Origin of the sequence: Sporosarcina luteola (assembly GCF_023715585.1) — a bacterium.
In the GTDB taxonomy this organism is placed as follows: domain Bacteria; phylum Bacillota; class Bacilli; order Bacillales_A; family Planococcaceae; genus Sporosarcina; species Sporosarcina luteola_D.
Genome location: NZ_JAMBOK010000002.1, coordinates 131,986 through 152,228, shown reverse-complemented (window position 1 = coordinate 152,228; position 20,243 = coordinate 131,986). Strand labels below are relative to the sequence as shown.

The 20,243-nt window shown below is 47.6% G+C and carries 18 protein-coding genes and 1 other annotated feature; of the genes, 1 reads left to right on the top strand and 17 read right to left on the bottom strand.

What is annotated here, in order from left to right:
- Positions 1-94: 94 nt before the first annotated feature.
- The 17 genes from M3193_RS11035 to M3193_RS10955 form a co-directional block, all read right to left on the bottom strand.
- Positions 95-1,762 (bottom strand): peptide ABC transporter substrate-binding protein, encoded by a 1,668-nt coding sequence (locus tag M3193_RS11035; RefSeq protein ID WP_251627599.1) that lies wholly within the window; start codon positions 1,760-1,762, stop codon positions 95-97.
- Positions 1,763-1,817: 55 nt separating this feature from the next.
- Positions 1,818-2,804: an ABC transporter ATP-binding protein gene (locus M3193_RS11030; protein WP_251628272.1), complete on the bottom strand. Its 987-nt coding sequence runs from the start codon at positions 2,802-2,804 to the stop codon at positions 1,818-1,820.
- A 110-nt stretch (positions 2,805-2,914) separates the two neighbouring features.
- Positions 2,915-3,853: an ABC transporter permease gene (locus M3193_RS11025; RefSeq protein WP_251628270.1), complete on the bottom strand. Its 939-nt coding sequence runs from the start codon at positions 3,851-3,853 to the stop codon at positions 2,915-2,917.
- Positions 3,853-4,788 (bottom strand): ABC transporter permease, encoded by a 936-nt coding sequence (locus M3193_RS11020; protein ID WP_251627597.1) that lies wholly within the window; start codon positions 4,786-4,788, stop codon positions 3,853-3,855. The genes M3193_RS11025 and M3193_RS11020 overlap by 1 nt, the downstream gene beginning before the upstream one ends.
- A gap of 12 nt (positions 4,789-4,800) precedes the next feature.
- Positions 4,801-5,625, bottom strand: coding sequence for a M55 family metallopeptidase (locus M3193_RS11015; RefSeq protein WP_251627596.1), 825 nt, complete (start codon positions 5,623-5,625; stop codon positions 4,801-4,803).
- A 167-nt stretch (positions 5,626-5,792) separates the two neighbouring features.
- Positions 5,793-7,622, bottom strand: coding sequence for an oligopeptide ABC transporter substrate-binding protein (gene opp4A, locus M3193_RS11010; RefSeq protein ID WP_251627594.1), 1,830 nt, complete (start codon positions 7,620-7,622; stop codon positions 5,793-5,795).
- A 22-nt stretch (positions 7,623-7,644) separates the two neighbouring features.
- Positions 7,645-8,556, bottom strand: a complete 912-nt coding sequence (locus tag M3193_RS11005; protein WP_251627592.1) for an ABC transporter permease — start codon at positions 8,554-8,556, stop codon at positions 7,645-7,647.
- Positions 8,557-8,587: 31 nt separating this feature from the next.
- Positions 8,588-9,556: an oligopeptide ABC transporter permease gene (gene opp4B / locus M3193_RS11000; protein WP_251627590.1), complete on the bottom strand. Its 969-nt coding sequence runs from the start codon at positions 9,554-9,556 to the stop codon at positions 8,588-8,590.
- 14 nt (positions 9,557-9,570) lie between these two features.
- On the bottom strand, positions 9,571-10,497 hold the full coding sequence (locus M3193_RS10995) for an ABC transporter ATP-binding protein (RefSeq protein ID WP_251627588.1): 927 nt from the start codon (positions 10,495-10,497) through the stop codon (positions 9,571-9,573).
- Positions 10,478-11,503, bottom strand: a complete 1,026-nt coding sequence (locus tag M3193_RS10990) for an ABC transporter ATP-binding protein (protein WP_251627586.1) — start codon at positions 11,501-11,503, stop codon at positions 10,478-10,480. The genes M3193_RS10995 and M3193_RS10990 overlap by 20 nt, the downstream gene beginning before the upstream one ends.
- A gap of 309 nt (positions 11,504-11,812) precedes the next feature.
- On the bottom strand, positions 11,813-12,784 hold the full coding sequence (locus M3193_RS10985) for a DUF4003 family protein (protein ID WP_251627584.1): 972 nt from the start codon (positions 12,782-12,784) through the stop codon (positions 11,813-11,815).
- A 54-nt stretch (positions 12,785-12,838) separates the two neighbouring features.
- The gene (trpA, locus tag M3193_RS10980; protein WP_251627582.1) at positions 12,839-13,627 is read right to left on the bottom strand and encodes a tryptophan synthase subunit alpha; all 789 of its coding nucleotides are present in this window, start codon (positions 13,625-13,627) and stop codon (positions 12,839-12,841) included.
- Positions 13,624-14,817: a tryptophan synthase subunit beta gene (trpB, locus tag M3193_RS10975; RefSeq protein WP_251627580.1), complete on the bottom strand. Its 1,194-nt coding sequence runs from the start codon at positions 14,815-14,817 to the stop codon at positions 13,624-13,626. The genes trpA and trpB overlap by 4 nt, the downstream gene beginning before the upstream one ends.
- A gap of 1 nt (position 14,818) precedes the next feature.
- Entirely contained in the window at positions 14,819-15,430 is a 612-nt protein-coding gene (locus M3193_RS10970) for a phosphoribosylanthranilate isomerase (protein ID WP_251627578.1), read from the bottom strand.
- A complete protein-coding gene (gene trpC / locus M3193_RS10965; protein WP_251627576.1) occupies positions 15,427-16,218 on the bottom strand; it encodes an indole-3-glycerol phosphate synthase TrpC in 792 nt (263 codons plus the stop codon). The genes M3193_RS10970 and trpC overlap by 4 nt, the downstream gene beginning before the upstream one ends.
- Positions 16,215-17,246, bottom strand: a complete 1,032-nt coding sequence (trpD, locus tag M3193_RS10960; RefSeq protein WP_353056398.1) for an anthranilate phosphoribosyltransferase — start codon at positions 17,244-17,246, stop codon at positions 16,215-16,217. The genes trpC and trpD overlap by 4 nt, the downstream gene beginning before the upstream one ends.
- Before the next feature lie 30 nt (positions 17,247-17,276).
- On the bottom strand, positions 17,277-18,722 hold the full coding sequence (locus M3193_RS10955; RefSeq protein ID WP_251627574.1) for an anthranilate synthase component I family protein: 1,446 nt from the start codon (positions 18,720-18,722) through the stop codon (positions 17,277-17,279).
- Between the two features lie 346 nt (positions 18,723-19,068).
- Positions 19,069-19,290 (bottom strand) — a binding site (T-box leader).
- Positions 19,291-19,499: 209 nt separating this feature from the next.
- Between M3193_RS10955 and rluF the strand changes: the two genes are divergently transcribed.
- Positions 19,500-20,204: a 23S rRNA pseudouridine(2604) synthase RluF gene (gene rluF, locus M3193_RS10950; protein ID WP_251627572.1), complete on the top strand. Its 705-nt coding sequence runs from the start codon at positions 19,500-19,502 to the stop codon at positions 20,202-20,204.
- Positions 20,205-20,243: the final 39 nt, after the last annotated feature.

Sequence of the window (20,243 nt, the reverse complement as noted above, 5' to 3'; positions counted from 1 at the left end):
TGGCGCGACTAATTGCTTACATTTAATTAGATTCCCCGCGAACTCCAATTGGAAAGTCGCGGCGCCATGACGGACACCGCGACTTGTTCAATCATTAGTTCTTATCTGCGTATTTCAAGTCGACATAGCCGACAGGGTGGCGAAGAATGCCGGAAACGCCTTCTTTTTCAAGCGATGTCGAGTTGTAGAAGTATAGTGGGAAGACAGGCATTTCATCCATGAGAAGCTTATCTGCCTGTTTCAATAACTCCCAGCGTTTATTTTCATCCGTTTCGTTTTTAATATCCGCAATGAGCTTATCATATTCAGCATTCGACCATGTTGTACGGTTCATGGAAGAGCCGGTGATGAAGCTTTCAAGCGCGTTCACAGGATCTGCATAGTCATGCAGGAACGAGGAACGGGACATTTGGTACTTGAACTCTTTTTGCTCGGAAAGGAATACTCCGCTTTCCACGTTTTGAAGTGCTGCGTCAACGCCGAGCACTTCTTTGAATTTCGATTGAAGCGCAATTGCGATATTCTGGTGCGTTTCGCTCGTTGAATAAGAAAGTGTCACTTTCGGAAGTTCAGCATAACCTTCTTCTTTCATTCCCTCTTCTAAGAGCTGTTTCGCTTTTTCCGGGTTGTAGGAGACGAGGTCGCCTACAGTTTCACGGAATTCTTTCCCGTCCGGCCCGATGAAGCCGTATGTGACGAAGCCATGTGCAGGCTTCTCGCCGTTTTTCGTTACAAAATTGACGATTTCCTCTTGATCAACCGCGTATGCGAATGCTTGGCGGATTTTTTTATTCGTGAATGGTTCCATTGATGTGTTGAAGCGGTAGAAATACAAGCCCGCTTGATCGTCGATGCGTAGTTCTTTGCTATCCTTCATTTGGTCTGCGATTTCAGATGGAACGCTTGTCACATCCAACTCATTTGCTTGATACATTTGATATGCAGTCGTATCGTCGTTGACCATTGCCCAGTGGACTTTATCCAACTGGACCGCGTCTGCATCCCAGTAATGTTCGTTCTTTTCAAATTCAAAACTTACATCGTGACTCCATGCGGACAATTTGAATGGCCCGTTCCCTACGAAAGTTGCAGCTTCCGTATGCCAATTCGGATCAGCAGAAGCCACTTTTTCGTTGATCGGGAAGAAGCTTGGGTTTGTGATGATGTTCAAAAATGCTTCGTTCGGAGACGTCAACTTGACGACGAACGTCTTTTCATCCTTCGCTTCGATAGCGATGTCATCAGCGGAGCCTTCCCCGTTATTGTATGCTTCCGCACCTTCGATGAAGTATGCAAGGAATGCTGCCGGAGACGCTGTTTCCGGATTAAGCATATGCTTCCATGCGAAAACGAAATCGCCTGCCACAACCGGATCGCCATTCGACCATTTAGCACCATCACGGATTGTGAATGTATACGTCAACCCGTCATCGGAGACATCAATTTTTTCAGCTGTCGCCTCGACCGCTCTATGATCCTTATCAAGACGTGTCAGACCTTCCATGATATTGTTAAGTGCACTCCAGGATACTGCGTTGAACCCGATGGACGGATCGAACGAAGTCGGCTCTTCCCCGTTATTCATAAGAAGAGTCTTCTCGATGGCAACGTCCTCATCCTTCTTGCCTTCTTCTTTTCCTTCATCAGTCGACGTATTTTCCGCCGGTTTTTCAGGCTCCTTGCCCGCTTCCTTGTTTGCAGTACATGCCGCAAGAACAAGTGCAAGCATTGCCACCATCAAAAATGATAACCACTTCTTCATACCGATAGCCCCCTTTGTTTATATATGACTTGCTAAGCACTTTCGTGCAAAAAACCTAATTGTGACCAATCACTTGCTTCGCCCTTTCATCCTGCAGCCAGCAATCGACCGCATGGGTTTCGGATAAGCCTGTTGTTGCGGGATAGACGCGTTCACATACTTCCATGGCGAACGGGCATCTCGCTGTGAACGGACAACCGTTCGGCGGAGAGAATAGATCCGGCGGGGTCCCTTCGATCGGCTGAAGTTCCTCTTCCTTCAAGTCGAGCCTCGGAACGGAAGCGAGAAGCCCATTTGTATAAGGATGCTGCGGCGTGTAGAACACTTCGCGCTTATCGCCGATTTCAATGACTTTCCCTGCGTACATGACCGCGATCCGATCTGCGATTTTCGCCACGACCCCCAAATCGTGCGTGATGAGAATGATCGAAACGCCTGTACGTTCCTGGATCTCTTCGAATAGTTCGAGGATCTGCGCCTGGATTGTAACGTCGAGTGCAGTTGTCGGCTCATCTGCAATAAGCAGTTCAGGCTCGCAGATCAGGGCGATTGCAATGACAATCCGCTGACGCATTCCTCCGGAAAACTGATGGGGATATTGTTTCATCCGTTCTTCCGGATTCGGTATGCCGACAACTTCCAGAAGTTTGATCGCTTTTTCGCGCGCCTCGGCTTTACTCACTTTTTGATGGGTCCGCAACCCTTCCGTCAACTGCTCGCCGATTTTAAGCGTCGGATTCAAGGCGGTCATCGGATCTTGGAAGATCATCGAAATGTCGACCCCTTGCACCTTTCTCATCTCGGATTTATCGAGCTTCGTCAAATCCTTGCCTTTAAACAGGACTTTTCCATTTTTAATGCGCCCTGCAGGCTTCGGAATGAGTCCCATGATTGTATTCGCGGTAACGCTCTTTCCACAGCCAGACTCCCCGACGATGGCAAGCGTCTCCCCTTTATAGAGATTAAACGAAACGCCGCGCAGAGCTTGTACTTCCCCTCCGAACGTCTTGAACGATACATGGAGGTCCTGAACGGAGAGCATGACATCCGTAAATGTTTTAGTCCGCTTGCGCAATCGTTTTGGTTCAGAAGCAATCGCTGTTCCGCCTTGATTTTCATCAATCGGCGCAAATTTCCTATCTTCCAATCCATTCACCCCCTCAGTTTCGGATCAAGTGCATCTTGCATACCGTCTCCGAGGACGTTAAATGCAAACATTGTCATTGAAATGAAGAACGCCGGGAAAAATAACCTCCACCAATGCCCTGACAGGATGACAGGCAAGGCGTCATTCGCCATGACCCCCCAGCTCGCAACAGGCGCTTGGATTCCGAGCCCGATGAAACTTAAAAAGGCTTCCGCGAAAATAGCGCTCGGCACAGTCAACGTCATTTGGACAATGATCGGTCCCATTGTGTTGGGCAGCAGATTCTTCCGAATAATTCTAGGTGTTCTCGCTCCAAAAGATTTCGAAGCAGTAACAAATTCATAGTTTTTGATTTGCAGCACCTGCCCCCTGACAATACGAGCCATACCGACCCATCCGGTAATTGTCAGCGCAACGATGATTGTTGTCAGGCTTGGACCCATGATGACCATTAACAGAATGACGACAAGCAGATGAGGTAGTCCATAAAGGATTTCAATGATCCTCATCATGACGGTGTCCGTCCTCCCGCCTTTATAACCGCTGATTCCGCCGTAGATGATGCCGATGAAAAAGTCGATCAAAGCGGCGGCAACACCGACGAACAGTGAAACGCGGGCGCCATGCCAAGTTCTCGTAAAGACGTCCCATCCTTTGTCGTCCGTTCCAAACCAATGTTTTGAAGACGGCGGCAAATTCTGGTTTGCATATTGCGTCGTCTCTATATTATGTGGTGATAGAATCGGAGCAAAGATTGCGAACAATGTCAGGACAATTAAGAATACGAGTCCACCCATCGCCAATTTGTTCTTGCGCAATCTGCGCCAGGCATCCTTCCAATAGGAAAGTGATGGACGTACGACCGATTCCGCTTTCTCCGCATCTTTCCCTATTGGTTTGAACCATTCATCCGGGACTTGAACGTTTTGCTGGTGACTTACCATCACGCATCACCTTCCTTTCGGTGAAGTTTAATGCGCGGATCAAGGAATCCATAGACGATATCTACTAAAAACAACATGAATACGAGGAACGCGCTATAGAATACGGTCGAACCCATGATGACCGGATAATCCCGGTTGTTGATGCTTTCGACGAAGTATTTCCCCATGCCCGGAATCGCAAAAATCTTTTCAATAACGAATGTTCCCGTCAAAATCCCCGCAAGCATCGTCCCCATGATTGTTACAATCGGCATGAGCGCATTACGCAATGCGTGCCGAAGGACGATGCGCATCGGCGATAATCCTTTCGCCCTCGCCATTTTCATATAATCCTGCGTCAGCACTTCCAGCATGCTCGACCTTGTCAGACGTGCAATAATTGCTGTCGGACCTGTGGCGAGCGCCAATGTTGGCAAAATCATATGGAGAGGGCTGCTCCACGTGGCGGGCGGCAGCAGATTCCAGTTGACCGCCACTTGCTGGATCAGCACCGTCGCCAATACGAAGTTCGGGACAGATATCCCGACTACTGCGAATGCCATCGCCGCGTAATCGATGATGCCGTTATGTCGCAAGGCAGCAAATGTGCCTAGTGTAATCCCCGATATGACAGCGACGAGTATCGTCACCATTCCTAACTCGAATGAAATCGGAAAGCCTCTGGCAAGTAATTTATTCACCGACTCATTCGGTTTTTTAATGGAAGGTCCGAAGTCAAACGTTGCAATTGACTTCAAGTAGTGAGCGTATTGCACATGCGTCGGTTGATCCAGCTTATAGAACTTCTCCAGGTTCGCCTGGATTGTCGGATTCGATGTCCGCTCTTCATCGAACGGCGAGCCTGGTATCGAATGCATTAAGAAAAATGTCAGTGTCGCAATGATGAGGATTGTCGCAATCATCATGAAGAATCTCTTAACTATGTAAATTGCCATGCGCCATCCCCCTTAGCAGAACTTTGTTTGCATTGCCAATTCGACCATGACAAGCATAGCCCGGTACGCTTCCAGAATATCTTTCGCTTCAAATTTCACGATTGTTGTCCCCGGCTCGATTTCACAACCTGGCATGAGAGCGGCCCATTCCGCTTGACCATAGTTCGTAAACTCGATCCGCAAAACCGGATTTACCGGCGGTACGAGCGGTTTAATTGCTGACCGTTTGGCCATCGCTTCTGCAGTTTTTTCTTCAATCAATGCGTGCGCTTTAGTTGGATGCAACGTCTTCACGGCTGAACGGGAGATTGACTGCTTGACAGCAGCTGTCACTATTCCCGGAATTAAATCCTCCGCTTCCTTGCATGCACGATCATCCCCGGCAACCATGATGACGGGAACTCCGTAATAACCCGCTACATATGCATTAAATCCGAGCTCGCCGATAGCTACGTCATTGATATGCATATTCCTGACGCCAAAGGTCATCGAATGGCTCATGACACCCGGCTGACCGGCTCTTGCGTGGTATCCGGCAAAGATAGCACCGTCAAACGACTCATCCAGTGCCTGCACCATAGAAAACGCTTTCAAATCACCTGTTATCAAATCCGCATCAGGGTGTAACTCCTCCACAAGCAGATTATTCATTTTGGAGTGGCTGTCGTTCACAAGGACCTGATCAGCTCCTTGTCCGATTGCTGAGCGGATGATTGCGTTTGCTTCCTCCGTCATAATACGCCGCGCACGTTCATAATTATGCCTGGCAGAATCGACAAATGTGTAATCAGGCAGTCCCGTGATGCCTTCCATATCGACGGATATGTAAATCTTCATTTCTAGTTCCCCCATCTCTTCATCTCTCTGAATTGATAGTCTAGTCGGTCAATTGGTAAGTTTAATCCTATCAAATTTTTAAGAATATTACAATATAGTTTCAAAAAATAAAACCGCCACCCAGTTTCCCGGATGGCGGTTGATTATCGATTAGAACCGATAATTACTTATTCACTTACACCCAAATGATACAACCATAGGTCTGTAGCTGGGTCGATAGAGTAGTTAACAACGCGTTTGTTAACACCCATTAAAGCGTAACGGTATACAGTTGGTGCAACCGGAACTTCTTCAGCCATTAGCGCTTGCCATTGTTTGTAGATATCTTTACGGTAATCGGAATCAAATGCCTTCTCAGATACACCAGCTGCAAGAAGCTCGTCGTTCTTCTCGCTTGTGTAACGGCTGTAGTTGAATGCAGCATCTCTACCGTATAGGCCAGATGGATCCGGATCAGAACCAGTTCCCCATGCACCTTGATAGATGTCGATTTTCGGATCATCTGCTTTAACCATGTCATAGAACGAGTTGAATTCGTGTAGACGTCCGTCTAGAAGTTGTACTTTAATACCGACGTCAGCCCAGTTTTGCATATACCACTGTGCAATCGGCTCAGCAGTTTCTCCACCGGACATAGAAGCGAAGTTAAGAACGAATTCTTCACCTTTGTCATTTTCACGAATTCCATCGCCATTAACGTCTTTATATCCTGCTTCGTCAAGAAGTTCTTTCGCTTTTTCAGGATCATAAGATGGTGTTTCAAGGTCCGCATCATGGAAGCTTGCGAATACAGGAATGATCAATGATGTTGCAGGGAAACGGAGACCGTGGTAAAGTTCTTTACCGACTGTTTCGTTGTCCATTGCATACCACATAGCTTGACGAACAAGTTTGTTAGCCAGTTTTGCATTTGGATCTGTTACGTTTGTTTTCTTTTCTGCATCCCACTTACCAAGTTTGAAACCAATGTAAGTATATGCAAGGTCTACTTTCGCTAACAATTCAATATTGTCGATTTCTTTTGCGTTTAGATATTGATCAACTGGGACTGAAGCGATATCAGCTTCCCCTTTCTTAAGTGCTTCAAGGATAGAAGCGGAGCTTACAACTTTCAATACCAATGATTTAAGATTTGGTTTACCTTGCCAGTAGTCATCATTGCGGACGTACAGTACAGATTCACCAGGGATGATTTTTTCAACTTTGTATGGTCCGAAACCGATTGGGTTCACACGGATTTTATCGGAAGCTTCAAGTTCTTCGATTGTAAGTTCGCCCGTCATGACATCCCCGACGTGGTGTCTAGGAGTTGCATATGTCCAAATTCCGGATAAAAGCGATGGTGTTGCTTCTGTGTAAGTGATGGAAATTTTCTTCTCATCCTCTGAAACTTCGATACCCGAGATTTCTGTTGTTTTACCTGCGTTGTAATCCGGCATACCAACTACGTTTTCAATCATGAAATCGTAACGGTCTCCAGTGTAGTCAGGGTGGCCAAGCAATTGGTAAGAGTAAAGAAGGTCGCTTGCTTTTACCGGCTCGCCGTCATGCCATTTTACCCCGTCTTTAATTGTTAACGTGATTGTTTTATTGTCATCTGAGATTTCGTAAGTAGCAGCACCGTCATTAGTAATTAAGTAGTCCCCATCTGAACCTAGTAGAGACTCATCAAATTTAGAGATAACTTCAGCGTCAAATGTCCCTGAGTAGAACACACGGCTTAACGTACCTTCAAACGGAGTGTCCGTAACCATAGCCCAAGTTAACTCTCCGTCTTCCTTCACATCAGCTTTGTTCGATACATCCATCGGGAAATCAAGGCCAGCGGTTGGATCTTCTTCCACTGGGTCTTCTTTTGTTTCTTCTGTTCCTTTCTCTGGATCTTTTGCCGGTTCTTTCTCACCAGCTCCATCTTTTTCCTTGCCAGTACATGCAGCTAAAAATACGCTGAGAACAAGCAACAGACTCGCAAGTAGCATAAACTGCTTCTTTGCCATTTGTATTACCTCCCCTTATTTTTTAGGCTAATCTCTGCCTTGCATCAGACGCGCGTTTCACCGCTTGCCCGATGTAATTTATACACAGCATCATTACTAGGATCAGCAATGCTGCAGGTAACCAAACCCACCACTTGTTCTTGATAATATCGGGATTCCTTGCGAACGCAATCAACGTTCCAAGTGAAGGAGTTCCAGCGGGCAGGCCGAATCCTAAGAAAGTAAGCCCTGTCTCTATCCCGATATTGTTAGCAAGCGTAAGTGTCATATTAACTATGACGAGTGAACTTAAGTTAGGGAACATTTCAAAGAACATGATTTTGAAACTTGGAGTCCCTAATGTCTTGGAAGCATTGATGTAATCAAGCTCCCTTTCCTGAAGAGCCCTGGAGCGGATTAGCCTCGCTTTTCCAAACCAGGCGAAAATACTCATGATCAGGATGAATGTAAATACATTATAGTTTGGTACAATAGTTACAAATACAATAATGAACATCAATGACGGCAAAACCATGAGGAATTCAAGAATACGCATCATAACATTGTCGGTTGCGCCTCCGTAATACCCAGATAGCAGGCCGTATGTCAAACCAATCAACCCGGCAATGAGCGTGACTGCAACTCCGATTGTGAGCGAATTCCGTGTCCCGATCATCAACTGGCCAAATACGTCCCGTCCCCCATCATCTGTCCCGACCCAATTATCTAAGGAAGGCGGCTTCCAGACGTTTAAGAAGTTCACTCGCGTCAATGCTGTTTGGTCAACAAATAATGGCGAAATGTAAGCCGATAATACAATGATTGTAAACAAAATTAATGAGCCCAATGCCATTTTATCGTGCATTATTTCACGCCAAATCGTACGCAAAAGCGATGGATTATTTAGTTTTTCTTGAGCAATCAATTTTTTTTCATCTATGACTGGATTTGTCATTACTTTCCCCCCTCTTCCTTCTCTTCATCTTCTATTCAATACGTATACGAGGATCGACAATGCTAAGGATAATATCCGATAGCAAAGTCCCTATTATTACGGCAGCACCGGAAACCATGACGAGTGCCGTAACGACAGTGAAATCTCGTTGCGAAATAGATTGAAGGAAAAGTTGTCCGAGACCGGGATAACTGTAAATAGATTCAATGAATATTGAACCGGAAATCAGACCTGTGATTTCATAGCCGAGAAAAGCCGCAATCGGCAAGAGGGAGTTCCGCAAGATATGGCGGGTGTACACCTTGCCCTCTGGCACGCCTTTAGAACGGGCAGTCTTTACGTAATCCTTTATCTTCTGGTCGATAATATCATTCCGTAAGTATTGGATTGTTCCGTACGTACCGATTAAAGCACCTGACATAACCGGTAGGAATAAATGTTTTGCCCTGTCGACGATATATTCCCAGCTTCCTGGGTCTATTCGTATATTTCCGCTTCCTCCAATCGGAAACCATCCCAATATGAAAGAGAAAAGGAAAAGCATCAATAAGGCGAAGATGAATAATGGAGTCGCAAAAGCAAAATAGTTATAGGTTACGATCATTTTATCCGCCCATGTATCTGTCCATCTTCCCGCTACAATTCCTAGCGGTATGGCTAACAGATAAATGACAATTGCTGTGAAAAGTGACAGAAGCACTGTATTTTCGATCCTGCCCGCCAATAATGATGTTACTGGCTGTTTGTGGACATATGACTGTCCGAAATCACCTTGTACCGCTTTTCCGATCCACCGCCCATATTGTTCGTACCACGGATCGTTCAGACCTAATTTTTCACGAATCTTCTCTACCTGCTCCTGTGAAACGTTAGGGTTTGACATGAACGCTCCCGTTACCGCATCACCCGGCATTGCTTTTGAAAGCATGAAGATGATGAGACTGAGGAGGATGAGTTGCGGAATCATGAGCAATGATCTTCGTAAAATGAATTTCAACATTTACTTCATCCTCCTTATAGCATGGCGACGGAATGCGTATCCGAGACTCTCTTCAAGTCGAACATCCGCCCATCTTTGTCGAAGTAGTTATTGTATTCAGTTTGGTATTCCTGATTGATTGCCTGACGCAAATGCATCTTCTCGAAACGTTTTTCTGGATTCATTTCTGGAATCGCTGCAATCAGACGTTTTGTATAGACATGCTGTGGGTTGTTGTAGATATCGGATGCCGTTCCTTCCTCTACGAAACGACCCCGATACATAATGCCAATCCGGTCGCACATATGCTGGATGATCCCTAAGTCATGCGAGATAAATAGATACGTCAAGTTGAACTCCTCTTGGATTTCCTGCATGAAGTTCAATACTTGTGCCTGAACGGATACGTCCAACGCGGAAACCGGCTCATCCGCAATGATCAGTTTCGGATTCAAAGCAAGTGCACGAGCGATTCCGATCCTTTGCCTTTGCCCGCCTGAAAATTGGTGGGGATATTTATAGATCGATTCAGGGCTTAAACCAACACGTGCAACCAACTCTTGTACTCTCAATAACTCCTCTTTCGGAGATAATCTCTCAAAGTTGCGAAGAGGTTCCGCAATAATGTTCAATACGTTTTTCCGCCCGTTCAAAGATGAGTACGGGTCCTGGAAAATCATCTGAATATCTTTAGTATAATTGCGTCTTTCAGCCCTGCTCATTTTGGCAAGGTCTTTTCCTTCGAACAGCATTTCCCCGCTTGTAACTTTGTTCAAACCGATAAGCGCACGGCCGGAAGTCGTCTTGCCGCAACCTGATTCTCCAACCAGACCATAAGTCTCACCGGGCTGCAATTCAAAACTGATGCCGTCCACGGCTCTGACATGGTCTACTACTTTACGGAAAAATCCGCCCCGGATCGGGTAATGGACTTTTAAATCATTAACTGTTAGTAGCGACATATTCTCTCTCTCCTACTCTGTCCTCCGGAAAGTAGAACGTTTTATAGCATGAGCATCGGACAAAATGGTTCGGTGCCGCTTCATGCATTTCCGGTATCTCCTCATGGTCCTCTTCAGGAATCCAAGCGATCCGCGGTGCGAAACGGCACCCTTTGCGGTCGAGGTTCTGAATGGAGGGAACGATTCCATCAATGACATGCAATTTCTCTTTTCCTTCCATATTGGAAGGGATAGAATTCAACAATGACCTTGTATACGGATGCAAAGGGTTTTCAAAAAGGTCTTTTACATCTGCTATTTCAACGACTTCCCCTGCATACATGACGACGACACGGTCTGCCATTTCAGCAACGACTCCAAGGTCATGCGTAATCAGGATGATGCCTGTTTTCATCTGGTTTTGCAGTTCTTTCATTAAATCCATGATTTGTGCTTGAATTGTAACGTCCAAAGCAGTCGTAGGCTCATCCGCCAGTAGAAGGACCGGGTCACATGCAAGTGCAATTGCGATGACGACACGCTGTCTCATCCCACCCGATAATTCATGCGGATATTGCTCATAGACGCGTTGCTCGTTTTTAATGCCCACCCGTCTAAGTAGTTCCAATGTACGCTTTTTCTTTTCACTTGCGGACAGTTTCATATGATAATCCATCGGCTCTTCGATCTGCCGTCCGATTATCGCGAGTGGATTTAGAGCGGTCATCGGATCTTGAAAAATCATTCCGATATCCTTCCCTCTCACTTTGTCCAACCGTGACCGTGTTAACGTCAGCAAATTTTGCCCGTTAAAATTCACCTGTCCATCAAGCTTTGTGGATTTCCGGTCGTGCAAACCCATTACAGAAAGGGCTAATGCACTTTTACCGCAACCCGATTCACCGACGATTGCAACGACTTCGTTCTCGTGGACTGTAATGGAAACTCCATCTACCGCAGCATAATAATCGCCCTTAATATTGAATGAAGTACGAAGATCTTTTATTTCCAAAACCGGGTTTTTCAATAGAACTTCCTCCTTACAAACTGACACTTTACCGAATAACTAATATTCAGACTTCATTCGAAGTTATTGAACTCAATATACTACACATCATAAGTCCTGACAATACTGTTTTTTTAGAATATCTAAATCTTGTATTATTTCTAATATGACAAATATGTTACAAACGTTGCTAGGTAAACGTTTTCTTAATGATTTTTTAAATTAAAATATTTTTCGTCTATTCGTCCCACACAATAAAAAAACAGGAAGAAAAAGCCATTGTTATATGACAATAGCCTCTTCTCCTGTTTAATTATTTATTTCATTTCATTAATTGGAAGAACTCGCAGCCGAGGAGGCCGCGACTGCTGCAACCGTTGCGGCCATCACCGCCTGTTGCGCCTGCAAGATCAATTCGACGGATGCAGCAAGACTGACACTCACCTGATCGGCTCTCTCCGTCAGCCCATGCATCACATGGCCGATTGCGACTGACAAAGCCATCCCCTTGTTCCATTTGAACCGTTTCGACTGCTCCAATTGCTTTGCAAGCAGGATAATCTCCTCGATTTTCGCGTCCTCGACCTCGAAAACTGTCAGGAACTCGACCATCGGATAATGGATGGGCTTCGCTTTTAATTCCTCACGGAGCCTCTCGTAAAGTTCCCAGGCCCTGTTAACGAGCCGTGGCTGGAAAGCGATATCCATGTACGTCATCACTTGCGACAGCCATTGAAGTTCATTGCCCGTCCGGAAACCTTCTTCACGCAATGCATCGTAATAAGAACGCATCGCCTTGGCATGCTCCACAGGATCTTCCTCCATTTTTCCAAGCAATACTGCATATGCATAATCATCATCAGATGTAAGAAAGTAATGCTGTTTTTTCATCGCATCATATAGCTTTTTAGCACGGTCCGCCTCTTCCTGGAATCTTGTGCGGTCATCGTCCATAAGCAGCGCGGCAAGATAGGAATGGATCGAGTTTCGGAACCCGGCACGCTTCAACGTCCGTTGCTTATCCATCAAACGCTCTGCTTCCGCTTCCACCGAGTCTTCGGCTTGTGTTAAAAAAGCAGCCATCATCGGCAGCAGATGTCCCCGCAATGGTGAAAACCAGCCTGCCCTATCCTTCAAGGCGGCCATGGCGCGGTTGAAACTCATAGCATTGAACTCTTTCTCCGCCGTCACATAATACGAAGTAATCGTCAACACAACGTTCTTGTCGACGCTCCAGCCCGCCAAAGATTTCACTTTGTCATATGTTGTTTCCACTTCCTGTCTGATCAAATCCACATCCATGCCGTACAACTCCTTTGCTATATGTACGTCATAGGTGCCTGAAAAGTTTCAGTGTTAATTGACAATTTCAATTTTCCCTGAGCTAGTCCCTGCCAATTCGCGGATTTTGTCCAACTCATCCCGATGAAATGCTTCGACAATCGCACTGCCGACGATGACGCCGTCCGTGTTGTCGCCCATCTCCTTCACTTGCACCGGTGTCGATATACCGAATCCCGCCAATACCGGTACGGCGCTGATCCGCTTGACACGCTGCAAATGAGAGTAAATATCCTCACCGAAATCATTCCGCGTGCCTGTAATCCCATTGACGGTAACGGCATATAGAAACCCCTCCGCGCTTTCGGCTATCCTTGCAATCCGTTCATCAGGACTTGTCAACGACACAAGCGGAATCCATGCGATGTCCGTCCCTCTCAATTCATTGCGAAGCGGCCCGCTCTCCTCAAGCGGAAAATCCGGGATGATCAGGCCATTGATCCCCGCCCGCTGGCACGCTTCGACAAATTGCGGCACTCCGTACGCCAAAACCGGATTCAAATACGTCATCACGACTAGAGGAACCGCCACTTCACCTTTGCACCGTTCAAGCTCCTCCAACACGTTCCGCAGCGTCACGCCTTCCGCAAGTGCCCGTGCTCCCGCCTGTTGGATCGCCTCACCATCCGCCACTGGGTCTGAAAACGGTATGCCAATTTCAATTGCCGTCACACCGGCTTCCTGTAAAAAGAGGAGCTTATCCTTCAGCGTTCCGAGTCCTCCATCGCCCGCCATCATATAAGGCACGAACGCCTTTTTGCCTTCCTCATTGCATTCACGGATTCTCTTCTCTAACGTCTTCATTCTACTCCACCTCCGAGCACATCACGAACCGTCTGCATATCCTTATCTCCGCGTCCGGATAAACAGACGACGACAATTTGGTCCTTCCCCATGCCCTTTGCGAGCTCCACTGCAAACTGGATAGCATGAGCACTTTCGAGGGCAGGGATGATTCCCTCTGTCCTTGAGAGCAATTGGAGGCCTTCAAGCGCTCCAGCATCCGTTACAGCCTCATATTTTACCCTCCCGATATCATGCAGATGACAATGTTCCGGTCCGACTGCCGGGTAATCAAGCCCCGCCGAAATCGAATGCGCTTCTTGGATAAAACCGTCCTCGTCCTGCAAGATATACATATACGCTCCATGCAATACACCTTCCTTGCCGTCCGCAATTGCAGCCGCATGAAGCCCTGTCTCCACTCCGCTCCCCGCCGCTTCGACACCATATAGCGCAACTCCCTCATCTTCGACAAACGGATGGAACATGCCGATCGCATTGCTTCCGCCTCCAATGCACGCAACAACCGCGTCAGGCAAGCGCCCTTCCTTCTCAACAATCTGCCGCCGCGTCTCCACGCCGATCACCCGCTGGAAATCACGCACAATTTCCGGGAATGGATGCGGGCCGAGCGCGGATCCTAAAATATAATGCGTATCCTCTACATTCGCGACCCAATAGCGAAGCGCTTCATTGACAGCATCCTTCAACGTCCCCGATCCCTTGTCGACCGACACGACCTTCGCTCCAAGCAGCTCCATCCGGAACACATTCAGCTCCTGCCGGCGGATATCCTCCTTACCCATGAAGACGACGCATTCCAAACCGAATAACGCACAAGCCGTCGCCGTCGCCACCCCGTGCTGACCGGCTCCCGTCTCAGCCACGATCTTCCGTTTCCCCATCCGTATTGCAAGCAGCGCCTGACCGAGCGAGTTATTGATCTTATGGGCACCTGTATGATTCAAATCCTCCCGCTTCAAGAAGATCTTTGCGCCCCCGACCTTCTCCGTCAATCGCTCCGCGAAATAGAGCGGATTCTCCCTACCGACGAAATCACGTAAATAATAGTCCAGTTCCTCCTTAAACTTCGGATCGGCCTTCGCCTCCCCATACGCATTCTCCAATTCAATCAATGCAGACATCAACGTCTCCGGCACATATTGCCCGCCGAACTTTCCATACCTTCCTTTTCTCATCTCTACTGCCATCTCAGCTTTCCTCCTCTTTCACTGCTTGAACAAACTCACGGATCAATGCCTCATCTTTTCTGCGATCGATCTCCACTCCGCTCGACACATCCACCATGAACGGATGGACTTGCCGGATCGCTTCCTTCACATTTTGCGAATTCAGACCGCCAGCCAAAATCAGGCGGTCTGTTGGCACATCCTGCTCCACCAGACTCCAATCAAACACCTTACCGCTTCCGCCCTTGAATTCAACGCCCGGTGTATCAAACAAGACATACTTCGTCTCATAGTCATGCACTTTCGCTACATCTTCACTGCCACGCACTGATAATACTTTAATAGAAGGAAGTCCAACTTTTTCAATGAATTCTGCCGTTTCATCGCCATGATATTGGACATAATCGAGCGGCACTTCCCGAAAAGCCCGTTCCAATTCCTCTTGCGTCGCATTCACAAAAACACCGATTTTCATGACATGATCAGGAATGAATCGCGCCAGTTCCTTCGCTTGCGCAATCGCGACACGGCGTCTGCTCGGTGCAAATACGAATCCGACCGCATCTGCACCTGCTTCAACCGCGGCTTGCACATGCTCCGGCTCCATCAACCCGCAAATCTTCACTTTCGTCATAACGGAACACCTGCCTTCTGAACTTGCAGTGAACGGAGCGAGTCTTCAACGGAAGCGCTCCGCATGAGCGATTCGCCTACGAGGACAGCACACGCCCCAGCTGCAGCCGCCCGTTTTGCATCTTCCGCGTCCATGATTCCGCTTTCGCTGATGAACACGCGGTTTTCATTGAAAGGAAAATGCTGTGCCACCTCTTCTGTCCTTGCAAGATCCACATCGAACGTTTTTAAATCCCTGTTGTTGACGCCGATCAGTTTTGCGTTGATTAAGAGTGCACGCTCTAATTCTTTTGCATCATGGACCTCCACAAGCACCTCAAGGCCATGTTCCATCGCATAATTGTGAAGCCTTTGGAGAGTCCCGTCGTCAAGCGCAGCCACTATGAGCAAAATGACGGAAGCGCCCGCTTGTTTCGCACGGTCGATCTGCACTTCATGAATGATGAAATCCTTGCAGAGCAACGGAATTTCAACAGCTTCAGCTACCGCCGCCAAATCGTCAAAGGAGCCTTTAAAATAAGTGGAATCAGTCAATACCGAGATGCATGCCGCTGCGGCTTGTTCATACGCCTTTGCCTGTGCGACTGGATCCGTATTCCCGGCTATCAACCCCTTCGAAGGCGAAGCGCGTTTTATTTCCGAAATGACTTCCAAACGATTTGATTCCTTTAGCATTTCAAATAGGGAGGGCCGTTTCGACATTGTTTCACATGAAACGACATGTTCCTCCATGAGCAGCTGTTTCACTTCAAGCCGTTTCGTCTGTAAAATCTTTTCTAAAATCGTCATCTTACCATCGCCTCCTGCCCGATTTGTTCACTGAAGGCGACGACCGCCTCCAATTTTTGGAGCGCGTTGCCCGAAAGAATGCTGTCGGTCGCCTGTTCAATCCCTTCCTTAACAGAACCCGCCACGCCGTTCGCAAACAAACCTAGACCAGCATTGAACACGACCGTGTCAAAACGGGGTCCCCGTTCCCCTTGCAATACGGAGCGGATCATCTCAGCGTTTTCCTCCGGAGACCCGCCGCGGATTGCAGATAGAGGAGCGTATGAAAGCCCTACATCTTCCGCATTGAGCGAGAAAGGAATCAAGTCACCTTTATCCATCAGGACAAATGAATTCTGTCCGGCAAGCGACGCTTCATCAAGTCCTCCCGCCCCTGATACGACAAGTCCCCTTTCCCTTCCCAGCATCCGCAGGACGGACGCATATTCCATTAGAAAATCTGGGCGGTTGATTCCCGTAAACTGGGTCTCTAGCGGAACCGGGTTCGTTAGCGGTCCGACGAGGTTGAAGATGGTCGGCTTCCCGATTTTCCGGCGAGCCTCCCCGATTCTCTTCATTTTCGGATGGACGATTGGCGCAAAAAGAAACGCTATCCCTCCCTGTTGAAGCATCCTAGCCATATCGTCAGATGTAAAGTTGGAATGGATGCCAAGCGAGTCAAGTGCATCCTGGCTGCCCGCAGCACTTGTTATTTTCCGGTTGCCATGTTTCGCCACTTTCACGCCGGCGCCAGCCAAGACAAAAGCAGATGTCGTACTAATATTGAAGGAGTTCGACCCGTCGCCTCCCGTCCCGCAATTGTCCAAATAACGGGCTGCCGGGACGTTGAATTCAATGGCATGAGAAGTCATGACCGCAGCCAATGCCCCCACTTCTGTGGCTGTTTCTCCTTTCTTGGCTAAAGCGATAAGAAACGCAGTCATCTCAGCTAGATCCACTTCATCTGAAAACATCCTGTTTGCTGCATCCTCCATCTCTTCATATCGTAAATTACGGCCTTCCTCTGCTATTCTCGTGTAATTCTTCACTGCTCATCTCTCCTCTTCTCGTCTTTTCTTTTATTTCAAAGCCTCCAGTAGAGAGCGGGCTTTGTTCACTGTCTCCTTATATTCCAAAGCCGGTACGGAATCCTTCACAATCCCAGCTCCCGCCTGCACGGTTGCTATTCCGTCCTGTACCGTCATCGTCCGGATCGTCAATGCAAAGTCGATATTCCCATTTAATCCTATATAGCCGATTGCGCCGCCATACAACCCACGCGGCTCATCTTCCAGCTGTGAAATTATATCCATCGCAATCTTTTTCGGCGAGCCCGTAACTGTTCCTGCGGGCAATGTCGCCTTCAATGCATCGAGCGCATGCAAGCCCGGTGCAAGAGTGCCTTCCACTTCCGAAACGAGATGCATAACATGCTCGTATCGAACCGTTTCCATATAGGTTGATACGTGGACGGAAGATGGTTCACAGACCAATGCCATTTCTTTCTTGCTCACTTCAACTAACATGTCATGTTCCGAAAGCTCTTTCGGATCGCTTCTCAACTCGTCTTCCAATGCTTGATCTTCTTCGTCGTTGTGCCCCCGTCTTCGTGTTCCCGCTATCGGATTTGTAATGACCGTTCCACCTGTCACCCTGACGAGACTTTCGGGAGAAGCACCGATTACGGTATGATCTCCGAACTCCATATAGTACATATAAGGCGACGGATTCTTTTTGCGCAGCTTTCGATACAGCGCGAATGGATCGCCATCGATATCCGCTTCAAGTTTACGGGAAAGGACAACCTGCTCAACCGTACCTTTTTCAATGAAGTGCTGCGCCTGCCTGACCCGGTCTTCAAATTCTTGTTGTGGGATAGCGCATCGGTAATCTGAAACAGATACACCCTTCTCTTCTTCTGTTGGACCTGACGTAATCATCTCCGCCAAAGCATCCAAGTCAGGCTTCGCATACTCCGGGTGAATTTCCGTATGCAGCAACGTCACTTCGTTCTGAAGGTGGTCGAAGATGATGACCGTATCGTAAATATTGAAATGCACATCAGGCTTTTCATTGGAGTGAACTGGCGCGTCCTCCGCCGCCCCATAGCTGACATATCCGACTGCGCCGCCCATGAACGGGTAGTTTCCATGCTCCGCAATCCGAGGCATGAGCCGTTTCAGCAATGCATACAAATCCCCTTCATGCACGTACGTCTTCCCTGTCGCGTATATGAACTCTTCCAACCGGCCATTCCCTCCGCGATACGCTTTCACCGGGTCGACGCCGATGAACGAATACCGCCCCGACCGCTCATGTTGCGACGAACTTTCCAATAAAAATCGGCGGCGTCCTTGCAGACGTCTGAAAATCAGAATCGGTGTCAGTGAATCCCCTTCAATTTTCTTTTCCGTAATGCGCAAACTCGTCTTTTCCATCTCAGCTCTCCTCTTCTTTTTTACTTGTGTGTAGTTATCGATCATTTCCCCGGTGATATCGGTCATTTCCCGGAAGTTATCGATCATTTGGCAGCATTTATCGATCATTTCAACAGAGTTATCGATCAATTGACGAGAGTTATTGTAATTTCGTGACCCTTTACCTAGTCCACTCCTTCGAATAAAACCTTTTAGTTGTCAAAAGCCTTTGGCGCGACGAAGCGCCCCTGATCCAAACTACTCCTCGCGGACTCTTAATCTTTTCACGCATAAATCTGTTGAATCACGCATAACTTCCGCAATCTGCGCATAATCCTGGCCTTTCACGCATAAATTACCCTAAGCTCGCATATTTCGAAATACTTGCGCATAAAACCATGAATTCACGCATAAAACAAAAAAGCCCTCTGCAAAAGGACAGAAAAGTCCAGTTGCAGAGGACGGATTACCCGCGTTGCCACCTCTATTTGAAGCCATACAGCTTCCACTCGGCGCGCCAAAAAAAGCGCTTCCCGTAACGTGGGAAAGACGTCCATCCGGAAAACTCCAGACAGCTCTCATAAGTCCATTCACACCAGCCGCGAATCAGTTTCCACCACCCACTGACTCTCTACATCGCGATTCCGATGCTACTCCTCTTATTCAACAATTTCTCAGCTATGCTCTTCTCAACTCGGCTCATCTGTTCCTGGGTGGCACCGCTCCCGGCGCCTCTACCCTCTCCGAACAAAAAAGTTGTACTAACCTTACTATTCTTTCAATCAATTGTCAACCTTTTGATAATATATGTAATCCCCTGACTTTGTATACTCGCAGCCTAAGCTGTACAATAGTGGGAAAGAAACTCGGAAAAAGGTGAACCTCATGAGAATTAATAAATATTTAAGCGAAGCCGGCATCGTCTCCCGGCGGGGTGCTGATAAATGGATCGAAGACGGACGTGTCACCATAAACGGCAAGCCAGCCGAACTCGGAAGCAGAGTCGAACAGGGAGACGAAGTCCATGTTGACGGCAAACCCGTGAAAACCGAAGAGCAGCTCGTCTATATCGTTCTCAATAAACCAGTCGGCATTACAAGCACCACCGAACGCCATATCGAAGGGAATGTCGTCGATTTCGTCAACCACCCGCTTCGCATCTTCCATATCGGACGGCTCGACAAAGACTCGGACGGCTTGCTGCTTCTAACGAATGACGGCGACATCGTGAATGAAATCCTGCGCGAAGAACACGGCCACGAAAAAGAATATATCGTTACCGTTGACCGCCCGCTTACAAAGGAATTTATTCACAAAATGGAATCAGGCGTCGAAATCCTCGATACGATAACAAAACCATGCAAAGTGAAACAACTCGGCCCCCGCAAATTTAACATCACGTTGACGCAAGGCCTGAACCGCCAAATCCGCCGTATGTGCTCAGCACTCGGCTACAACGTCAGACGCCTCCAACGTACCCGCATCATGAACATCCATCTCGGCAACTTGCCAATCGGACAATGGCGCGACTTGACGGATAAGGAATTGAAAGAAATGTTTCAAATGCTTAATTATGAGCCAAAAAGGTGAATACAACCATGACAGTACCAACAAAAGGGCGATACGACA